Origin of the sequence: Tepidanaerobacter sp. EBM-49 (assembly GCF_001896645.1) — a bacterium.
Lineage (GTDB): Bacteria > Bacillota > Thermosediminibacteria > Thermosediminibacterales > Tepidanaerobacteraceae > Tepidanaerobacter > Tepidanaerobacter syntrophicus.
In genome coordinates this window covers 46,521-66,238 of sequence record NZ_MPPE01000004.1, presented here as the reverse complement: position 1 = coordinate 66,238, position 19,718 = coordinate 46,521, and the positions used below count along the sequence as shown (strand labels likewise).

General features: G+C 38.3%; 21 protein-coding genes. All 21 read right to left on the bottom strand.

The window, feature by feature from the left end:
- Window positions 1-112: 112 nt before the first annotated feature.
- The 21 genes from BUE08_RS00605 to amrS all read right to left on the bottom strand — a co-directional run bounded on the left by BUE08_RS00605 (window position 113) and on the right by amrS (window position 19,562).
- Window positions 113-538: a deoxycytidylate deaminase gene (locus BUE08_RS00605; protein ID WP_059031098.1), complete on the bottom strand. Its 426-nt coding sequence runs from the start codon at window positions 536-538 to the stop codon at window positions 113-115.
- Window positions 539-566: 28 nt separating this feature from the next.
- Entirely contained in the window at window positions 567-1,979 is a 1,413-nt protein-coding gene (locus BUE08_RS00600; RefSeq protein ID WP_281743704.1) for a methyl-accepting chemotaxis protein, read from the bottom strand.
- Window positions 1,980-2,421: 442 nt separating this feature from the next.
- On the bottom strand, window positions 2,422-3,279 hold the full coding sequence (locus BUE08_RS00595) for a MurR/RpiR family transcriptional regulator (protein ID WP_353682062.1): 858 nt from the start codon (window positions 3,277-3,279) through the stop codon (window positions 2,422-2,424).
- Window positions 3,273-4,178, bottom strand: coding sequence for an ROK family protein (locus BUE08_RS00590; protein ID WP_281743703.1), 906 nt, complete (start codon window positions 4,176-4,178; stop codon window positions 3,273-3,275). The genes BUE08_RS00595 and BUE08_RS00590 overlap by 7 nt, the downstream gene beginning before the upstream one ends.
- A 26-nt stretch (window positions 4,179-4,204) precedes the next feature.
- Entirely contained in the window at window positions 4,205-4,927 is a 723-nt protein-coding gene (locus BUE08_RS00585; RefSeq protein ID WP_281743702.1) for an N-acetylmannosamine-6-phosphate 2-epimerase, read from the bottom strand.
- A 33-nt stretch (window positions 4,928-4,960) separates the two neighbouring features.
- On the bottom strand, window positions 4,961-5,794 hold the full coding sequence (locus tag BUE08_RS00580; RefSeq protein ID WP_059031088.1) for a carbohydrate ABC transporter permease: 834 nt from the start codon (window positions 5,792-5,794) through the stop codon (window positions 4,961-4,963).
- Window positions 5,791-6,672, bottom strand: a complete 882-nt coding sequence (locus BUE08_RS00575; protein ID WP_059031086.1) for a carbohydrate ABC transporter permease — start codon at window positions 6,670-6,672, stop codon at window positions 5,791-5,793. Before BUE08_RS00575 ends, BUE08_RS00580 begins: the two co-directional genes overlap by 4 nt.
- Window positions 6,673-6,748: 76 nt before the next feature.
- Complete coding sequence (locus BUE08_RS00570) at window positions 6,749-8,155, bottom strand: ABC transporter substrate-binding protein (RefSeq protein WP_213950612.1); 1,407 nt, start codon at window positions 8,153-8,155, stop codon at window positions 6,749-6,751.
- A gap of 157 nt (window positions 8,156-8,312) precedes the next feature.
- Complete coding sequence (locus BUE08_RS00565) at window positions 8,313-8,948, bottom strand: SGNH/GDSL hydrolase family protein (protein ID WP_213950611.1); 636 nt, start codon at window positions 8,946-8,948, stop codon at window positions 8,313-8,315.
- Complete coding sequence (locus BUE08_RS00560) at window positions 8,945-9,862, bottom strand: dihydrodipicolinate synthase family protein (protein ID WP_213950610.1); 918 nt, start codon at window positions 9,860-9,862, stop codon at window positions 8,945-8,947. The genes BUE08_RS00565 and BUE08_RS00560 overlap by 4 nt, the downstream gene beginning before the upstream one ends.
- Before the next feature lie 181 nt (window positions 9,863-10,043).
- Entirely contained in the window at window positions 10,044-10,673 is a 630-nt protein-coding gene (gene upp, locus BUE08_RS00555) for a uracil phosphoribosyltransferase (protein ID WP_213950609.1), read from the bottom strand.
- A 19-nt stretch (window positions 10,674-10,692) separates the two neighbouring features.
- Window positions 10,693-11,931: a serine hydroxymethyltransferase gene (glyA, locus tag BUE08_RS00550; RefSeq protein ID WP_059031078.1), complete on the bottom strand. Its 1,239-nt coding sequence runs from the start codon at window positions 11,929-11,931 to the stop codon at window positions 10,693-10,695.
- Between the two features lie 54 nt (window positions 11,932-11,985).
- Window positions 11,986-12,429: a ribose 5-phosphate isomerase B gene (gene rpiB / locus BUE08_RS00545; RefSeq protein WP_273039460.1), complete on the bottom strand. Its 444-nt coding sequence runs from the start codon at window positions 12,427-12,429 to the stop codon at window positions 11,986-11,988.
- 72 nt (window positions 12,430-12,501) lie between these two features.
- The gene (locus BUE08_RS00540; protein ID WP_286680102.1) at window positions 12,502-12,945 is read right to left on the bottom strand and encodes a low molecular weight protein arginine phosphatase; all 444 of its coding nucleotides are present in this window, start codon (window positions 12,943-12,945) and stop codon (window positions 12,502-12,504) included.
- Window positions 12,946-12,956: 11 nt separating this feature from the next.
- A complete protein-coding gene (locus tag BUE08_RS00535; protein WP_273702372.1) occupies window positions 12,957-13,997 on the bottom strand; it encodes an L-threonylcarbamoyladenylate synthase in 1,041 nt (346 codons plus the stop codon).
- 18 nt (window positions 13,998-14,015) lie between these two features.
- The gene (gene prmC / locus BUE08_RS00530) at window positions 14,016-14,870 is read right to left on the bottom strand and encodes a peptide chain release factor N(5)-glutamine methyltransferase (RefSeq protein ID WP_213950607.1); all 855 of its coding nucleotides are present in this window, start codon (window positions 14,868-14,870) and stop codon (window positions 14,016-14,018) included.
- 15 nt (window positions 14,871-14,885) lie between these two features.
- A complete protein-coding gene (prfA, locus tag BUE08_RS00525) occupies window positions 14,886-15,953 on the bottom strand; it encodes a peptide chain release factor 1 (RefSeq protein WP_059031067.1) in 1,068 nt (355 codons plus the stop codon).
- Window positions 15,954-15,984: 31 nt separating this feature from the next.
- Window positions 15,985-16,845, bottom strand: a complete 861-nt coding sequence (locus BUE08_RS00520) for a DUF1385 domain-containing protein (RefSeq protein WP_213950606.1) — start codon at window positions 16,843-16,845, stop codon at window positions 15,985-15,987.
- 70 nt (window positions 16,846-16,915) lie between these two features.
- Window positions 16,916-17,134 (bottom strand): 50S ribosomal protein L31, encoded by a 219-nt coding sequence (gene rpmE, locus BUE08_RS00515; protein ID WP_059031063.1) that lies wholly within the window; start codon window positions 17,132-17,134, stop codon window positions 16,916-16,918.
- A 103-nt stretch (window positions 17,135-17,237) separates the two neighbouring features.
- Entirely contained in the window at window positions 17,238-18,449 is a 1,212-nt protein-coding gene (locus BUE08_RS00510; protein ID WP_059031061.1) for an MFS transporter, read from the bottom strand.
- A 126-nt stretch (window positions 18,450-18,575) separates the two neighbouring features.
- The gene (gene amrS / locus BUE08_RS00505; RefSeq protein ID WP_213950752.1) at window positions 18,576-19,562 is read right to left on the bottom strand and encodes an AmmeMemoRadiSam system radical SAM enzyme; all 987 of its coding nucleotides are present in this window, start codon (window positions 19,560-19,562) and stop codon (window positions 18,576-18,578) included.
- Window positions 19,563-19,718 lie beyond the last annotated feature (156 nt).

The window sequence follows — 19,718 nt, the reverse complement described above, 5'->3', positions numbered from 1 at the left end:
TATGAGTTTATACTCATCCTGTGGAAAGGATGGTGAGGTCTTTTTTCTACGTCCGAATGAATTTTTCCTGCAAAAAACCTAGAAATATTTTACACTATCGGCAGATGTTTTGCTAAGACTCGCCTTGAGTAATAGGCATGTAAACCAACTCTATCCACGGAGCGTCCTTGAACCAATCATAATCCGGAGGATATTCCATAGCATATACTACTCGCTTTATGCCTGAGTTTATAATTAGTTTTGAACATTCGGCGCAAGGGCGTGCAGTTACGTAAAGCGTGGCATCCTTACGTTCCTCGGGAGAGCATTCTAGGAGAGCGTTTACTTCGGCATGGATAGTGCGCACACAATGGTTGCCTCTCATCATACAACCCGCATCATCACAATGAACAAGGCCGGAAGGGCTTCCATTGTATCCGGTTCCCTTGATTCTATTATCTTTTACTACAACAGCACCTACTTGAAGTCTGGGACATGTTGACCTTTCTCTTACTTTAAATGCTATTTCTAAAAAATATGTATCCCAATCTTTTCGCATAAATAATCGCCTTCCAAAATCGAGGAATTTAAGCTGATGTCTTATTTTTTAAATTGCTGATCATTTTATCTATCATCTGATGGACTTTTTGAGAATTCTCCTTAGCAATTTGGTAATATTTCTTTGCCTCTTCTATTTCTTTGTTTTTTATTGCCATAAGTGCGCTCTGCCCTGCTTGGTGCAACTTGTGATGATATTCGTCAACATTTCGCCATAAGTCCTTTATGTCATTATCATTTATTACTATAGCATTGTAGAAGTGGCCAAAGGAGCACTTATCGCCGTCAGTTTGAAGAGGCATTAACTTATTGGAGTTTATTGCTTCCTCCAACGTCTGCATCCATAAGTCATGCTGTTTGATGGCATTTTGTAAAATTTCTACAAGCTCCTGGGCTGTAATTTCATTGTCGCTTTCCATGAATCTTTGATAGTATTTCTTATTTTGTTCTATAAATGAATTATCAATTTCGTTTATACTGTGCTTTATGGAATCCAGATTTTTAATATCGCCGTCGAGCCTGTATATTATGCTTGTGATTTCTTCTGTCTTTTGTGATAGGCTATTCATGGCAGTAGTTATTTCATTTACTGCGGCGCTAATTTGTTCAAAGGACGCTGCAAATCCCTCCATCTCTTTCTTTATATTGTCTATTGCGCTGAAGTTGCCCTCCACTGTATCTTTAATGGTTTTTGTAACTATCGGAATCTGCCTCATTACCTCATTTGTCGTTTTCATACTTTCCAAGCTTCTTGCCGAGTCTTTCTGAATTTCTTGAGTAAAGCCTTTAAATTCATCAAGACTTTGTTTGGTATTATCTGCAAGTTTTCTTATTTCTTCCGACACAACTGCAAATCCTCTGCCGGCTTCACCTGCCCGTGCCGCCTCTATCCGAGCGTTTAGCGCAAGTAAATTTGTCTGATCTGCAATTTGCTCTATTACAGCAATAATATTTCCTATTTCATTTAAATTATTTAAAAGCTTTGTCAGCGTCTCGTTTACTGCATTATTGCTTTCAGTAACTTTTTCGCATACTTGCCCCATCAAGTTTACGCTTTCCATATTCTTGTCATTATTTTCAACAATTTGCGCAATGTTATTTAAGATTTGATCCATCATCTTTACGTTATCATCAACGGCATTATCTATTTCTTCCATTGATGCGGTTGTCTCTTGGACAAAAGCCGCATTATTTTCTGACTGTAGGTTAAGTTCATTCATAACAGATTCTATTTCATCCATAAGAAACTTAATATTTACTTCTATACTTCCCAGCGAAGAACTTAGCGAGATTGTTTTAAGCAGCATATTTCTCGCGTCTTCTTTAATGGTCTTAAGCTTATTAATTTTTTCTGCGGCATTTGCAACTCTAGGATCATTGGTAGAAACTGATTTTCCTTCGATGATGGCATCTAGAATTTTATTTGTATTTTCAAAAAACATTTCGGTCCCCTCCCCGTGTAGAACTTATAAGATCAATTATTTATATCTGCCCATAGTTAATATATTACCATATGTTACCATGGAAATTCAATTTAATTTTGAAATAGAGATAGTGTCAAGTAACCTTAGGTCTTTTGTCAAACCTTTCGTCTACCCGGATTTGTATATTTTCGGCTCGCAGGTCCTTTTGTATTTTGTCCATCGTTTCCTGCGCCTCCGGCATTAATTTTCTTTTCCGCCATATTCATCACCCTTGCTCCTGTCTATGACCATTATAGCATGAATTACTATATTTTCTATTAAACATTATGCAAGGATGGTAAGGCCTTTATTCTGCGTTCGAATGAATTTTTCCTGCAAAAACCCTAGAAATATTTTACACTATCTTGCAATACAAAAAAGCCCTGCTTATTTTTTTAAAGTTGCAGGACCGATTTCATTTTTAAAGCAGCTTTTCGACAACTGCCTTAGATGTGTTTTCTTTATTTGCTATGGATTCTTTGCGAGTTCTTTTAAAGTACTCGGCATAGAGGATATCCAGCAAGAAAAGCTGTGAAATTTTTGCAGACAAGCTGGCGCTTTGAAGGGGACCTTCGTTTACACCGCACAGAAGAATAACATCAGAATATGCAGTAAGAGGTGATTTAGCAAATCTGGTAATGCAAATAGTTTTGGCGCCTCTTTCCTTTGCAAGCTTTGCAATCTCTATTGTATCCTTAGTCGAACCTGAATAGGAAATTAAAACTGCCGCATCATTTTCCTCCATCAGAGCTGCTGACATAATTTGCAAGTGCGCATCTATAGAGCATTCGGTTTTATTTGTTATTCTCATAAACTTGTTTTTAGCTTCTAAAGCTGTTATAAGGGAGGCTCCAACGCCAAAAAAGTGAATCCTGTTGGCATTTATAAGGAAGTCAACTGCTTTTTTGACATCTTCCTCTTTTACCAGATTATAGGTTTCATTTAAGGCGCTGATATTTGTTGCAAGCAGCTTTGAAGATATTTCTTTTATGGTATCTTCCATGGTGATTTGACTTGTCAGATGGAAAGTTCCCTCGTCATCAGGTGAAATGCTGTGAGCCAGTGCTATTTTAAACTCTTGATAGCCCTTAAAATCTAAAGTCTTACAGAATCTAAATATACTCGAGTCTGCCACGCCGCACGCATCGGCTAAGTCGGTAATTGACATGTAAATCACGTCATTTGCATGTTCAAGGATATAATCGGCAATTTTCTTTTCAGTATTAGTAAATAAGTTATATCTTGACCGAATTTGTGAAAATATATCTGATTTTATGATGCATCACTTCTTTCTGCCGCCTCTTTTAAATAAAGAGATACTGCTCCGAGGATTCCGGCTTTATTTCCGAGAGATGCTTTGATAATTTTAACGTCCCTAAAGCTTTCCATAATCATCCCATTTACTTTATAAGAAATCATATTTACAAGAACATCCTGTTCCATGACCCCTCCACCCAAGATAACGGCTGCCGGATTAAATATATGGATTAAGGACGTAAGTCCTAGTGCTATCTCAAAGGCCCATTCATTTACGATATCCTGCATTTGGGTATCACCTTGTTTCATTCTATCAAAAATCTTTTTTCCGTCCAAGGGGGTTTTAAGCAGTTTTTCGGCCTTTTCTACTAAAGCTCTGGTAGAAGCGTAAGCCTCATAACAGCCCAAACTGCCGCAGCTGCATTTTTTGCCCAGGGGATGTGTTATAATATGGCCAAACTCAGCTGCAATCCCATTATGACCTTTGTAAAGCCTGGAGTCGATGATAATTGCCCCGCCAATACCTGTGCCATATGTTAGGCAAAGAAAATCACTAAACCCTCTGCCTGCTCCAAAATATTTCTCGCCAAGTGCTGCTGCATTAACATCATTTTCTACTTTTACCGGCACGCAAAACCTGCTTTCTAAAATTTCCTTCAACTTTGTTCCTGTATAATTTGGTATATTTTCATTGGCATATATAATCGAGCCTTTTTCACAATCCACCTGTCCCGCGGTGCTGATACCGATAGCTTCGAATTCCTTATATTCGCTTATTATGCTTATCAGCTTTTCTACAAGAAACTTTCCGCCTTTTTTAGCTTCAGATGGATATTCCTTGAAAACGTCCAGATTACCTTTTTCATCAGATATACCAAGCTTTATGGATGTTCCTCCAATATCCGCAGCAAGTATCTTCATTAATAATCATCCTTTATAAAATCCATCTATTTAACGCACGTGCCAGAATCCACTACTTCAACGATTGCATTTACAAACCTCTTGGTTATTTCCATAGGTCTTGTTATTGCGCTGCCAACGACGGCTGCATGGACGCCTAAGCTAAATACTTTTTTTATATCTTCAGGAGCCCATATACCCCCTTCGGCTATAACAGGAATGTCGAAATCTTTAGTAAGCCTTCCTATCAGTTCCAAATCCGGCAGTTTTCTATCCCTTGTATATTCTGTATATCCGCATAAGGTAGTGCCAAGGCAGTCAAATCCCAATTCATAAGCCTCTTTTGCCTCTTCGTATGTTGAACAGTCTGCCATAAATATTTGATCGGGATATTTTTCTCTAAGCCTCGGAAACATTTCACTGATTGTAGTGCCGTCCGGCCTTATTCTCTTGGTAGCGTCTGTTGCGATAATGTCAACGCCTTCATTGTACAGCAATTCGACTTCATTTTCGGTAGGTGTGATAAATACCTCTGAGCCTTCATAAACTTTTTTTATTATACCAATTATTGGAAGTTTTACGTTCTTTTTTATCTCCCTTATATCTTCAATGCTGTTGGCTCTTATCCCACCGGCTCCGCCTAAATATGCCGCATAAGCCATCTTACCCATTATAAAGGAACTGTGAAGCGGTTCATCGGGCAGTGCCTGGCAAGATACGATAAGTTTGTTTTTTATTTGCTTAAATATCTTGTCCTTTTTATCTGTCATCTTTATGTCTCCATATGCTAAGATTATTTAAAACTATTCTTTTACTGAACCGATTGTAATGCCCCTTGTAAAATACTGTTGAAAAAAGATAAACATAAGCAGCATAGGAATTGCAGCTACAGTAGCTCCCGCCATCTTATAAGCAAAGTTGGGATTTAGATCCTGCATTAGTGTGGCTATACCAACCATTAAAGTCTTAGCACTCTTTTCCTGACCAACTACTAACTGCCATAGATAATCATTCCATACCTGAACAAAGTTTAGAATAAACAGTGCTCCAATGCCGGGTTTTACAACCGGAAGCATTATCTTGTAAAAAATCTGAAATTCACTGGCACCGTCAATTATAGCTGCTTCTCTTAATGAATTATGAATAGTATCAAAAAACCCTTTTAACATAAATACACCGAAAGCAGTAGCTACATTAGGCCATATCATTCCACTGAGTTTGTTTGCCATATTAAAATTTTGTATAATCCTGTAGAGGGGAACTATCATAACTTCTTTAGGTATCATCAAACTGGAAATAAGCATTAGAAAGATTATATTTTTGCCTTTAAATTCAAGTTTTGAAAATGCATAAGCAGCTAGGGAACTTACTATAATTACTCCTATCGTCGCAACAAGTGAAACAACTATGCTGTTAAATGCCCATCTTAAAGCAGGCTGGTTCTGAAATACATCTATATAATTTGAAAAAGTAGGCGACTTCGGAATCCAGTCAGGCGGCATTTTTACAACATCTGCACTATTCTTTAGTGAACTTGTAAAAAGCCAGTAGAGAGGAAATAGATTTAGTATGGCAAAAAAGGTAACTATTATGTTAGCTGCTATATCGACAGGCTCTCTTTTAATTTTCTTCTTCATTGCTCCTGCCCCCTAAGCATGGCTTTTAATTGCGGCACCGACAGAATTAGTGTGATTATAAACATGATTACGCCCACAGCCGAAGCAATTCCCAGGCGGTTGTATTTAAAGGCATTATTGTATAGGTAGTACATCAAAGTCGTAGAAGCATTGTTAGGTCCGCCGCCGGTTAGCAGTTGGATAACTACAAATATCTTCAAAACCGCAATAATATTGATTATTGTTATATAGATAGTGGTAGGTCTTACCAATGGAATAAGTATTTTGAATATGACTTCAAGTCTATTTGCTCCATCCACTTCCGCAGCTTCAAAAATTTCTTTGGGCACACCAATCATGGCGGCTATATATAAAATTATTGCCTGTCCCACGTTAGTTGTAAAAGTTATAAATATTATTACCGGTTTCACCAAAGCCCTGTTGCCTAAAAAATTTACCACCGGCAATCCTGCTTGTCTTGCCAAATAAGGTATAAGTCCATTAGCCGGATTAAGCAGAAAGCTCCAGATCATGCTCATAACTACCATCGAAACCATTACCGGAATATAATAAGATCCTCGTATAAAAGATACATATCTGGCATCTTTATCAAAAACAGCAGATGCTACAAATAGTGCAAAAACCACCGTCAGAGCAACTATGCATACAACAAAAATAATAGTATTTATTGTCGCTTGAGTAAATACGGGATCTTTAAACAGTGTAATATAATTTTGTAATCCAACGAAGGTTTCCGTTTTATAATCGATTTTATACAAGCTTAGCCTTATTCCTTCGAATATAGGATACACCATAAATATTAAGAAAAGCAAAAGCTGCGGCATTATGAACAAATATCCTGTAAGGTTTTGTTTTAAAGATTTTTCATTGATTTTCATCAATACTTTTACCTCTCTATGGTTTGTCTTAAGCCCTTTTTGGGCTTAAGACAAACCTTCTTTTTTAACAAAGATGCTACTTATTATAAATTACAGAATTCTTTTTTGCGTTTTGTATCACTTCATTGCCCTTTGTTTGGTAATCTTTGACGACTTGTTCCGGTGTCTTTTCACCGGTATATAATGCCTGCAGTTCAGGATACAACACCTGTCTTAACTCACTATAACCAGGCACATTTCCCGTAAAGTTAAACAGATACTTAGAATTTTTATCATATGCTTCAAATAGCGGTTTTTCGGATTTAAATTCTTCAACTACAGATGTTCTTACCGGAACACCATTTTTCGAGGCTTTTACAAGTTCCGGATCTGTTGAGAAGAACTTTACGAAATCTTTGCTTACTTTTACTCTAGTTTCATCATTGGTATTAAATACGCAGCTGCCTGTTACATAGGTAAAGGTCAGCGGCTCTCCGCTCTCTGAAGGAATATTAGCAAGCCTTGCATCGAATTTAGCTACCTTGCCGCTTTCCATATCAGCTTTTAGATTATTGAACAAAACTGAATTTGTAAAACTGATTGCAAGCTGCTGATTTTGGAACATGGCATTGCAATCATTTGAAGAAACTGATTCTGCTCCCGGATTTGTCAAGCCTGCATCATAAATTTTTTTAAGCCACTGTGCAGCTTTAACTCCTTTTTCATCATTTAATATTATGTTTCCGTTTTCATCAAAGAACTTATTTCCAAACATCCTCAGGTAAGCAAGATTCCAAGTGTCTCCTTGATTATTTAAGGCAAATAGAGCCATCGGATAAGCGTTTGGATATTTATCCTTTGGAAGGTTTGTCTTCAATGTGTTTAAAATCTTTTCAAATTCTTCCAATGACCACGTTTTAATTTCATTTTCCCCGCCTATATACTCATCCAATCCTGCGGCTCTAAACATATCGGCATTATAAACTAATGTGCCCGGCATGTGGGAGAATGGATAGAAATAAATATCATCACCAAATGTTACAACATCCCAGAAATTTTGGGCTATGTCTTTTTTGGCAGTATCATCTACAATATCGTTTAAGGGAACCAATGCACCCCTATGTGCATAATCTCCCATTGCAAATACACTTTCGTAGAAAATATCCGGTGGTGTTCCGCCATTTAAGTTAACATTTAACAGTTCATCGCGCTGGTCTCCTGCAATCACCTGTACATCTACTGTTACATCATAATCTTCATATTCCTCGGAAAATCTCTTTGCAGCATACTTGAAGAAGCTGTCATAGTCAGCACCTTCTTCGCTAGCATCAAAAACGCCTTTCCATTGAGGTGTAAGCCAAAGTGATATCTCAACTTTCTCTTTACCTGTGCCTTTTGCCCCTTCAGCCTCAGGCTTGTTTTCGGTTTTCTGACCGCAGCCCGCAACCACTGTAAGCATAAGTATTGATACCATCAATAGAGCCACTAAACGTTTCCTTAACATAAACACAATCCCTCCTGAAATTAATAATATAGTTCATTTAACAAATCCTTCGCTATCGCTCAGGATGACATATTGAGTATAAACAGGGTGACGGTTTTTTATTTATAACAATATTTCACTTTTTTCGCAGGCTTTCCTCCACCTCCTGTCAAAAATCCTATAACATTTCTAAGACCTTTTTACAAACTATATTTGCTAATACTTTATGGCCTTTTTCATCAAAGTGCATATAGTCCACCTTGTTCATGGAAACTATCCCTTTTGTGTCTAAAAACTCTATCTCCTCAGGCTGTAAAAGTTCTTCCAGGTGGTGCGAAAGTTCATAAGATTTAATATCGCAGTTTGCCCCCATGGATTTTCCTATTTCCGTGTTAAAATATTCGCTGCCTATTGGAGGTGGCGCAACTACCAAAACCTTTGGAAAACCGCCACCCTTGCCTGCCGGAACGCTACTAGCTTTAAGAGCCAGTCTTGTTATACCCTGTGCTATATTATAAGATGTCAAATTAAACCTTTCTTTGCTATCATTAGTACCGAGCATAATTATTACAAGTTCCAACGGCGCATGGCTCATCAAACAGGGATAAATATATGTATAGCCATTTAAACCTTCAAATAAGGGGTCATCGGCCACACTTGTTCTACCGCAAAGCCCCTCCTCGATTACCTGAAATTCATCTCCAAGAAGTTTCCCTAGAAGGCATGGCCACCTGATGTCCTCCGAAAATCTTTCCATGGTAACGGCATTATAGCCCCAAGTATTTGAATCTCCAAAGCATACTATCCTTTTCATTTTACTTTCTTCCATTTCAAAATTGTGGAATCAATAAGTTCCTTTATATCTTTTACTTTATTTAAATCTTCTCCTGATACACCTTCAAGCGGCGCTCTGACACTGCCGAGGTTCATCCCTTTTAGCTTTAAAATTTCTTTTATCACAGAATACATTGACCCGTTAAACGAGGTTAATGCTATAATAATGTCATTAATATCGCCTTGGATCGCCCTGGCATTTTTAAAACTGCCGGATGTCACAAACTCTTCTGCTTTAAGGAATAGTTCCGGCATTACCCCATAGGTGCCCCCTATTCCCCCATCAGCACCCATTAATCTTCCTGCTACATACTGCTCGTCAGGACCGTTAAATACTATGATGTCATCGCCTCCGGCTCTTTTGAATCTTTCAATGTCAAGCACCGGCATAGAAGAATTTTTTACTCCTTTAACCTTTTTATTCGCAAGCATCTTTTTGAACAAATCTAATGAAAGACTGTATCCTGTAGTCTGTGGTATATTGTAGATAAAAAATGGCAGGTCTGTCGAATCTATTATTTCCGTCCAGTAGTTGTATATAGAACTTTCAGGCAACTTAAAATATATTGGCGGAATTGCCGATAATCCATCGTATCCTAATTCTGCAGCATATCTTGCAAGTATCTTGCTTTCTCTTGTAGAAGGCGCGCCTACATGTGCAATAAGTGTAAGCTTGCCTTTTACTGCTTCGGATGCATACTTTAACGTAGCTTTTCTTTCTTCTAGGTTTTGATATATACACTCTCCTGAACTTCCGCCTACGTAAAGGCCTTTTACACCTTTTTCATAAAGGTAATTGCATAAACTCATTGTTCTTTCTCTTGATATTTCCCCTGTATCATCATAACAAGCATATAAAGCAGGGAAAACACCTTTAAATTTTTCAAGTATCACTTTTATCTCCCGCCCGTTTTTTTAAATTGTTTAAATAAAATATATCATAGAAAAATCATTTTGTAAATAGTTTCTTTCATAATATTTAATTCTGGAAAAAATTTTTATTTATAAAATGCACATATCTGGTGTATAAAGTTTAAAAAGGCCGTCCTAAATAGGACAGCCTCAAGATTTATCTTTATTTCGTTCCAAACAGCCTGTCGCCGGCATCGCCAAGACCCGGCACGATATAGCCATGGGAATTTAGTTTTTCATCAATGGCAGCAGTATATATCTGAACATCTGGGTGATCTTTATGAACCCCATGTATTCCTTCGGGAGCTGCAATCAAGCACATGAGTTTTATATTGGTTGCTCCCTTTTCTTTGAGAATTTCTACCGCTTTGGCGGCAGATCCTCCTGTAGCCAACATTGGATCTAGTATTATAAGTTCTCTTTCGCTTACGTCAGAGGGAAGTTTGCAGTAATATTCGACCGGAAGGAGTGTTTCGGGATCTCTATATAGACCAATATGGCCAACTTTCGCTGTAGGGATTAATTTAAGCAAGCCATCTACCATGCCAAGGCCTGCTCGAAGAATTGGTATAATACCCAATTTTTTACCCGAAAGCATTCTAACCTTTGCAGGTCCTATAGGGGTTTTTACCTCAGATTCCTCTAACGGCATATTTCTGGTTGCCTCATAAGCCATGAGAACAGCCACTTCTTCTACCAGCTCGCGAAATTCCTTGGCGCCGGTGTTTTCATCCCTAATTAAAGCTAATTTATGCTGAATCAGGGGATGATCTAATACAAAAACATTTTCCATTAAGGCAACCTCCTAGTTTTTATTTCGCATAGAGCGGAAATTGTTCGCAAAGAGCAGCCACTGCTTTTGATATTTTTATTTTGACAAGTTCATCCTGTCCTTTAGTTAAGGCTTCGTCCATTAATTCGGCAATTTTTTCCATTTCCGCTTCCTTCATACCTCTAGAGGTAAGGGCAGGTGTTCCGACCCTTATACCACTTGTGACATTAGGACTTTCGGTGTCAAAGGGAACGGCATTTTTATTTACGGTAATGCCTACTTCTTCTAAAAGGTGCTCTGCTTCTTTTCCGGTAAGATTTTTATTTCTTAAATCTATCAATATTAGATGGTTATCGGTGCCGCCTGAAACAAGATTATAGCCTTTATCCGAAAGGGCGCCGGCTAATGTTTTAGCATTTTTTACTACTTGTTTCTGGTATTCTACAAATTCGTCAGTTGAAGCTTCTTTTAGGCAAACCGCTTTCGCTGCAATTACATGCATTAAAGGTCCGCCCTGAATTCCGGGAAAAATTGCTTTGTCTATGGCTTTGGCATATTCTTGTTTGCAAAATATAATGCCGCCTCTTGGACCTCTAAGCGTCTTATGTGTTGTTGTCGTTACAAAATCACATATGGGAACAGGGTTCGGATGAAGACCGGCTGCCACAAGACCTGCTATATGGGCCATATCCACCATAACATATGCCCCTACATCTTTTGCAATCTGCACAATTCTTTCAAAGTCAATAATTCTTGGATATGCGCTGGCGCCTGCCACTATCATCTTGGGTTTGTGTTCATGGGCCAATGCTTCCATATTATCATAGTCAATATATCCGGTTTCTTTAGAAACTCCATAAGGTATAAAATTATAATATTTCCCCGAAATGCTTGCAGGACTTCCATGAGTAAGATGACCGCCATGAGCTAAGTTCATACCAAGAACTTTATCTCCATAATTAAGATACGCAAAATAGACGCCCATATTTGCTTGGGAGCCTGAATGAGGCTGAACATTTGCATGTTCTGCCGAAAAGAGCTTTTTCGCTCGCTCTCGCGCGATATTTTCTACAATATCTACATATTCACAGCCGCCGTAATAGCGTTTTCCCGGGTAGCCTTCTGCATACTTATTAGTCAGAACAGAACCTTGGGCTTCCATAACTGCCTTGCTTGTAAAATTTTCTGATGCAATCATTTCCAGTTTATGCTGCTGTCTATATGTTTCTTTTTCAATGGCATCAGCTATTTCCGGATCTACGAGTTTAAGTATATCCACTTTGAACACCTCTTCTTGTATTGTTTGAAAAGTTAAAGGCCTATCTTCAAAGACTTATTTTGAATTTTCATATTCCATTATTTTTTCAACCCTACGTTGATGCCGATCTCCTGCAAACTCTGCTGCAAGCCACTCTTTTACAATATCTATCGCAAGGCCGGGCCCAATAACCCTACCGCCCATTGTTAGAACGTTAGCATTATTATGCTCTCTTGACATCCTGGCAGAAAAAGTATCGTGGCACAGTGCCGCACGAATTCCTTTAACTTTATTTGCAGTAATTGATACACCTATGCCGGTACCGCAGATTATAATGCCTTTTTCAAATTCTCCCCCAGCAACAGCCTCAGCACATTTGATGGCTATGTCCGGATAGTCTACCGGCTCTTCAGAAAAGCACCCCAAATCTTTGTAAGAAATCTTATTTTTATCAAAGTAGCTTATAATTTCGTTCTTTAGCTTGTAACCGCCATGATCACTGGCTATAGCTATAGTCAATTTATTACCACCCCTTTAATTAAAAAATACTTTTGTTAATTATATACTTAATTTGTGATTATTGTCCACTGTCTAAAGCTTGGTTATTATTTTTTGTAATTTTGCTTTAATTTCCCTTGCAACCATCCTATAAAAATTGGCATCCATGCCAATAGGATCCGGAATTTCTCTGCCGTCACCTGCATATTCGCTAAGGGTAAAAACCCTGCCGCGCATTTCGGGAAATATGCTGAGTATATATTCTTTTTGAGAGAGGGTCATTGTTAAAACAAGATCTGCTGTAAGGATATCTTCTGTAAGGGGACGCGACCTATGGCCGCTTAAATCTATCCCTTCATCCTTCATAACTTGTATTGCATTTTCAGAAGCAGGCAGACCGAAAATGGCGTGGGTGCCGCAGGATGAAACTTTAAATTCCTTAGATTTACCCTTGTCATCTAACATTTTCTTAAATAGGGCTTCTGCCATGCTGCTGCGGCAGGTATTTCCAGTGCATACAAAAACTATTTTCTTCAAGAAAGACCCTCCTACACTTCTACAATATTATATCCGGCGGCCTTATATAATCTATTCATCACCGCAAGGCCTATACCTGTTTTCGGTATGCTTTCTGCGAGGATTTTATCTACGCCAAGCCTGTCAAATTTTCTTAAAATAGAAAAAAGATTTGACGAAATGGTAAGAGGCGCCGTCCTGTCGCCTACTGAAATAACGTATCCTTTTGTATAAAAATGCCTTGTCTGAGCTGTTGCCATAATTCCAACTTCGAGACCACGGCTTTCAAGTTCTGCCGCTAAAGCGCAAATAGCTTTCACCTGATTTTCTACTGTCCCTTCAAAAACAGTAACTTGGGCTTTCGGGGCATAGTGTCGGTATTTTTGTCCGGGTGATCGAGGCTTTTCGCCAGGCGCAAGGCCCGGGTCTATTTCTACTTTTCCCAAGACTTTTTCCAGTTCTTCTTTTGTAACTCCGCCGGGTCTTAAAATTATAGGTATCTCTTCAGAAATGTCCAGTACTGTAGACTCCACTCCCACTTCTGCCGGCCCGCCGTCTAATATCATGTCGATTTTTCCCGAAAGATCTTCTGCTACATCCTGAGCACATGTGGGGCTTGGTTTTCCGGAAATATTGGCACTCGGTGCCGCTATCGGGACTCCGGATTCTTTAATAAGCTCTAAAGCTACCGGGTGTGCAGGCATTCGAATCGCTACGGTATCCAAACCGCCTGTAGTGCTGTAAGGTACAATATCCTTTTTATAAAATATAATTGTAAGTGGCCCCGGCCAGAACTTTTCCATTAGCGCATGTGCTTTTGCTGGTATTTCTTTTACCAATTCTTCCAATTGTATCAGAGAATAAATATGAACAATTAAAGGATTGTCTTGAGGCCTTCCTTTTGCTGCATATATCTTTTTTGCAACTTCTGCATCCAGTGCATTGCCGCCTAATCCGTAAACCGTCTCAGTTGGGAATGCCACTAGACCGCCGGCTTTAATTATCTTTGCCGCTTGTTTGATTATTTCTTTTTCCGGTTTATCTTTATCTACAGAAACAATCTGTGTATTCAACTAAAAACCTTCTTTGATTTAGTAATTTAAGCTTCCTGAAATTACCCTGTCAAAACCTGCGTAATCTTTTACAACTGAAATTGCCGTAAAGCCATTTGCCAGTAAAATTTTTCTTACTGCTTCTGCTTGATTCCAACCAATTTCAAAAATAATTTTCCCTTGAGGCTTTAAAAATCTCGGAGCCTCGAAAGCTATTTTTCTATAGAACATTAGGCCATCTAAGCCACCGTTTAGGGCTGATTCAGGTTCGTTTTTTACATCCGGCGGCAGATTTGCCAGTTCACTTTTAGGAATATAAGGGGGGTTTGAAACAATTACATCGAAATCTCTTATGTTATTTTCTTTGAAGGGCTCTAATAAATCCCCTTTGAATACAAATATCCGATCTTGTAAATTATAGGAATTTACATTGATTCTAGTAATTTCGCAGGAAATATCCGATATGTCCGACGCATATATTTTTACATTTTGGTTGTTTGCTGCAATAGCTACCGAAATTGCACCACTGCCGCAGCATATATCAGCAACTTTAGGTTTTTTTATATCCAAAATAGCATTTAAAGTTTCTTCAACTGCAAATTCAGTTTCGGGACGCGGAATCAGAACCCCGGGTTTCACATGTAATTTAATTCCGTAGAATTCTTTTTCTCCTATGATATATGCAATCGGAATGTGGCGGCATCGCAGTTTTAATAATTTATTAAAAGCATCTGCTTGCTCGCTGCTGAGCATAATATCATCATGTGTAAGCAGATATACCCTGTCTTTTTTAAGCACATATCCTAATATAATCTGCGAATCTAGAGCAGGATTTTCTATTTCCTTTGCGGCTAATATATTAGTACCTTCTGTCAAAGCTTCTCTGACTTTCACAAAGCTTCCCTCTTTTTATTGGGCTCTGGCCAGTTTTTTTGCTTGGTCTTCAGCAATTAAGGCATCGATTATCTCGTCAAGCTCGCCTTCTAATATGCTTGCAAGTTGGTGTGTTGTGAGATTTATGCGATGATCCGTTACCCTTCCCTGGGGAAAATTATATGTGCGTATGCGCTCACTGCGGTCGCCTGAACCGATTTGACTCCTGCGGCTCTGTGCTATTTCCCGATCCTGTTCTTCTTGCATTTTTTCCAATAATCGAGCTCTGAGTACCTTCATTGCCTTTTCTTTATTCTTGAGCTGCGAGCGCTCATCTTGGCAGGTAACAACTATGCCTGTGGGTATATGAGTTATTCTTACAGCCGAGTCGGTAGTATTTACGCCTTGTCCGCCGTGGCCGGAGGCTCTATATATATCTATGCGAAGATCATCCGGATTTATCTCTACATCTACTTCTTGAGCTTCAGGCAATACTGCAACAGTCGCAGCCGACGTATGAATTCTGCCTCCTGCTTCTGTTGTTGGAACTCTCTGCACTCTATGAACTCCTGATTCATACTTTAATCGGCTGTATGCACCTTTACCGTTTATTTCAAAAATTATTTCTTTAAATCCTCCAAGCTCTGTAGGATTTGATTCGATAATTTCGACTTTCCATCCCTTTTTCTCGGCATACCGGCTGTACATTCGAAACAAATCACCTGCAAAAAGTGCCGCTTCTTCGCCTCCGGTGCCTGCACGTATTTCCATTATGACATTTCTTTCATCGTTAGGATCTTTTGGAAGCAGCATTATTCGCAATTCTTCTTCCAGCTGAGCTTTTTTCTTTTCTAATATTTCTATTTCACTTTTGATGAGCTGTTCCATCTCAGGGTCATTATTTTCCTTCAAAAGTTCATAATTTTCTGCTAATTCTTTTGCAACCTTTTTATACTCTTTAAAACACGCTACAGTATCTTCTAATGAAGCGTGTTCCTTCGCAAGCTTTATCCATTCATCCTGACGGGCTATTATCTGGGGATCGGATATTTTTTGTGTAAGTTCATCATATTTCTTTTCAATTGTTTCTAATTTCTCTATCATAAAAAATCACCTTCCTGCGGTTTGAACAGAATTAATCTATTACAGCCTTCAACGCCGCTATCGCAACTTCCAATTGAGAATCATCAGGTTCTCTCGTTGTAAGTTTCTGAAGCCACATACCCGGAGTATTTAATATTTTTAAAAACGGACTGCTGCTTCTTCCTGCAAGTTGAATAAGTTCATATGAAATCCCTGCAACTACAGGCAGAAGCAAAATTCTCGAAACAATTCTTGCTATTATCCCCGGCCATCCCAATATAGAAAAAAGAAGTATGCTTACTATCATTACTATCATTATAAAACTAGTGCCGCACCTGGGGTGAACAGTAGAATATTTCTTAGCATTTTCCGGAGTCAGATCTTCGCCATGTTCATAACAGTGAACGACCTTGTGTTCTGCTCCGTGGTATTCAAAAACCCTGCGAATATCTTTCATAAGAGAAATAACTGCTACATATGCTACAAAAATTGCTATTCGCAAAAATCCCTCAGCAAGACTAAGCAAAAATGGTGTGTTTATATTTGCGCTTATAAATTTGACAGCAACAGTTGGTAAAATTATAAACAAAACAACTGCAAATACGACCGCAGAAGCCAGCGCAATAGCTATGTCCTTAGTGGTAAGGGTTTCTTCCTCTTCATAGCCTGCCATTGTAGCAGAATATGACAGGGTTTGAATTCCTATTATCATCATCTCAATTAGAGAAACTACTCCTCTTAATATAGGCAATTTAAGAAATTTATAGCGCTCAGAAATCGAGTGGTTTTCGTCTTTTTTTAAGACAATTTCACCATTGTCTTTTCTCACAGCAATAGCTGTGCTTTTGGGACCGCGCATCATTACGCCTTCAATTACCGCTTGGCCTCCTATGGCAGGTTTAACTTCCTTCATTTTTTCCTCCTATTGGCAATGCTTAAGGGATTAAGAAAAAAGGTTAGAGACAACCTCCAACCTTCTTGACCTACTCCTCGTCTTTTGCTTCTTGTAAGCCGTACCTCTTCTTGAATCTTTCCACACGGCCTCCGGTATCAACCAGCTTCTGCTTGCCTGAAAAGAAAGGATGACACTTTGAGCATATTTCAACGCGGAGTTCCTCTTTTGTCGATCCCGTTTCAAATGTATTTCCACAGGCGCATTTGACTGTAGCTCTCACATATTTAGGATGTATGCCTTTCTTCATGCCTTTCACCTCTTTGAATAAATTTATAAGATAAAGTTGGTTCGCCTCAAATTTAGAGTACCTTTAGTATTATAGCACACGCTCTAATTTTGCACAAGAGTTTTTACAAAGCCTCTCCATCACTGTTTTGGGTGCTAAATGATTTTTTCATTGAAAGCAAAACTAGCATACAGATAAATAAAATGCAAATTGAAATTATGTATATTAGCCGTGGATTCAAATCATAGATGTAACCTGAAATAAGTCCCATTGTTGCACTTAAAATGGAAATTCCGGTATTCAGCAGTGAATAAATTGTAGCTCTGGTATTGCCTTCTGTAACTTCTGCCAGCATAGCATCAGCAAATGGCCTGAATATACCAAAGCCTGCGGCAAAGACCATTACAGCTAGTATTGTAATTACAAGATTATTTGTTGGAATTGTAATTAGCATAAAGAGGCCACATGCTTGTAAAATCAATCCTGTCACCATATTGGTTATAGTGTTTTTTCCGCTTAAAATCGGATTAATAAAAACCAATGTTGCAATCATAGTAGCAGAATTTGCAACTCCCAGCAGTGATATCATAGATTTTTCTATTTTGAGAACTTCTGACATATAGGGAGCAAAATAAAGGCTAAGGTGGGTGCCGATTGTGGTATACATATTAAAAAGTATTAATACACTCATTATCATTAGGATTAAGGGTTTGTATTTAAGCTCAGCAATTACTTCTTTGTATATGTTTTTATTGTAGCCGGCTTTCTTTTTGTGCTTAGATCTTTCTTCTAATATAACCTTGCCTGTGGAAGTTTCGGTATGAAAATAATACCTAAGCGCCATCATTACTGTCATACTAACTACTGCCAATATCAAAAAGAATCTTTCTGCCTTTACTATACCATACATCTTTACTGCAATTCCTGCAATCGGTGTTAAAATACCTGCTGATATATTTATTATATTTATCAGATTAAAGGCAGCAAAGCGCTGTTCATTACTGGAGTCTTCTATCACCATTAAGTTGTAAGAGACAGCTGTAACTCGCTGAGCACTATTTATCATAATTCCCAGAGCAAACATCCAAAAATTGCTTGCAAAAGCATAAATCAGCGCAGCAAGGGGCCATGCTATAACGTCAAAAACAAATGTAGTTTTTCGCCTCCCCAATGTATCGGTTATGGGCCCTGCCAAAAGAGAAAATATTATTGCCGTTATAAACCCTAGCGATATCAGAAATCCTATTTGTTTATCTGTTATGCCCTGACTTTTCATATAAAGGCTTAAATAAAAATTATAGAGTACATAAGGAATGCCCCACATAGGTTCGAACATCACACAGGTCCTAGCATTGCCGTCGAGCATTCTAAATAAATCTATTATATTGTTTGCCGGTTTCTGGTCTATAGTAATTTCTCCTCTCCTGGCGCGTTTTTTTCATTATTAAAGCTTCATACATTTTTATCTTATTACCAGAATATCTCTGCCGCAATTTGGACACTTGCTATCTTCCATTTCTATTTGCACAAAGTAGCCTGTCCTTTGAATAACCATTTTCCCGCATGAAGGGCAGTAAGTATTGCTGCCTGTTTCATCTGTCATATTGCCAGTGTAAACATAATCCAAATATTTTAATGCTATTTCTCTAGCTTTCTTTATTGTCTCAAAAGGTGTAGCCGGGATATCCAATTTGTAGCACGGAAAATAGCGAGTAAAGTGAATAGGTATATCTTTTCTGAGAGAAGAAACCCACTTTGCAAGGGCTTCTATTTCTTCGGCGCTATCATTCATACCGGGAATTATAAGTGTTGTTAATTCAACATGGCATTTTTTCTGAGAAATTTCTATTGTTTCCATTACAGGCGCAAGACGTCCTGATGAAAGTTTCTTATAAAAATCTTCATGAAATGCTTTTAAGTCTATGTTCATGGCATCTACAAATGGGAGGATTTGATTTAGCGGTTCTTTTTCGATAAAGCCATTCGTTACCAAGACATTTTTAAGGCCTTCCTCGTGAGCAAGTTTTGCGCATTCCAACACATATTCATACCATATAGTAGGTTCGTTATAGGTATAGGCTATACCGATATTTTTCCGCTGTCCTTTAGCTATAGCAACTAAATCTTCTGGATTTACTTCTTGAGTTGGAACATCTGTAGATTGAGCGATTTGCCAATTTTGGCAAAATTTACATTTAAAGTTGCACCCTATGCTTCCTACTGAAAATATCACATTTCCAGGGTAAAAATGATATAATGGCTTTTTCTCTACAGGATCCATTCCCCACGATGAAACTTGTGCATAGTTTTCAGAATACAGTATGCCTCCTATATTTCTTCTTACTCTGCAAATTCCTGTGTGTCCCTCAGATATTATACAGTTATGTGGGCAAAGGACGCACTCGACGCTGCCATCGACATTTTTTCGATAATACATGGCTTCTTTCATTTGCATCAAGACTGGCTTTGCTTGTCAAAACCGTCTTTACCCTCCCTCCGTTACTTCCTTTTTCAATTATACTAGGAAATCTTATATTATTGCAAGCTTATAACATATAAAGCAAACCTGTAAAAAAATAAAGCATCAGCCGAAAAGATAGATGCT

Excerpts from the sequence above, each read along its gene's own strand:
- BUE08_RS00605 (WP_059031098.1), bottom strand. The coding sequence starts at position 538 with ATGCGAAAAGATTGGGATACATATTTTTTAGAAATAGCATTTAAAGTA.
- BUE08_RS00600 (WP_281743704.1), bottom strand. The coding sequence starts at position 1,979 with ATGTTTTTTGAAAATACAAATAAAATTCTAGATGCCATCATCGAAGGA.
- BUE08_RS00590 (WP_281743703.1), bottom strand. The coding sequence starts at position 4,178 with ATGAAGATACTTGCTGCGGATATTGGAGGAACATCCATAAAGCTTGGT.
- BUE08_RS00585 (WP_281743702.1), bottom strand. The coding sequence starts at position 4,927 with ATGACAGATAAAAAGGACAAGATATTTAAGCAAATAAAAAACAAACTT.
- BUE08_RS00580 (WP_059031088.1), bottom strand. The coding sequence starts at position 5,794 with ATGAAGAAGAAAATTAAAAGAGAGCCTGTCGATATAGCAGCTAACATA.
- BUE08_RS00575 (WP_059031086.1), bottom strand. The coding sequence starts at position 6,672 with ATGAAAATCAATGAAAAATCTTTAAAACAAAACCTTACAGGATATTTG.
- BUE08_RS00570 (WP_213950612.1), bottom strand. The coding sequence starts at position 8,155 with ATGTTAAGGAAACGTTTAGTGGCTCTATTGATGGTATCAATACTTATG.
- BUE08_RS00565 (WP_213950611.1), bottom strand. The coding sequence starts at position 8,948 with ATGAAAAGGATAGTATGCTTTGGAGATTCAAATACTTGGGGCTATAAT.
- upp (WP_213950609.1), bottom strand. The coding sequence starts at position 10,673 with ATGGAAAATGTTTTTGTATTAGATCATCCCCTGATTCAGCATAAATTA.
- prfA (WP_059031067.1), bottom strand. The coding sequence starts at position 15,953 with ATGATAGAGAAATTAGAAACAATTGAAAAGAAATATGATGAACTTACA.
- BUE08_RS00520 (WP_213950606.1), bottom strand. The coding sequence starts at position 16,845 with ATGAAGGAAGTTAAACCTGCCATAGGAGGCCAAGCGGTAATTGAAGGC.
- rpmE (WP_059031063.1), bottom strand. The coding sequence starts at position 17,134 with ATGAAGAAAGGCATACATCCTAAATATGTGAGAGCTACAGTCAAATGC.
- BUE08_RS00510 (WP_059031061.1), bottom strand. The coding sequence starts at position 18,449 with ATGTTCGAACCTATGTGGGGCATTCCTTATGTACTCTATAATTTTTAT.
- amrS (WP_213950752.1), bottom strand. The coding sequence starts at position 19,562 with ATGAAAGAAGCCATGTATTATCGAAAAAATGTCGATGGCAGCGTCGAG.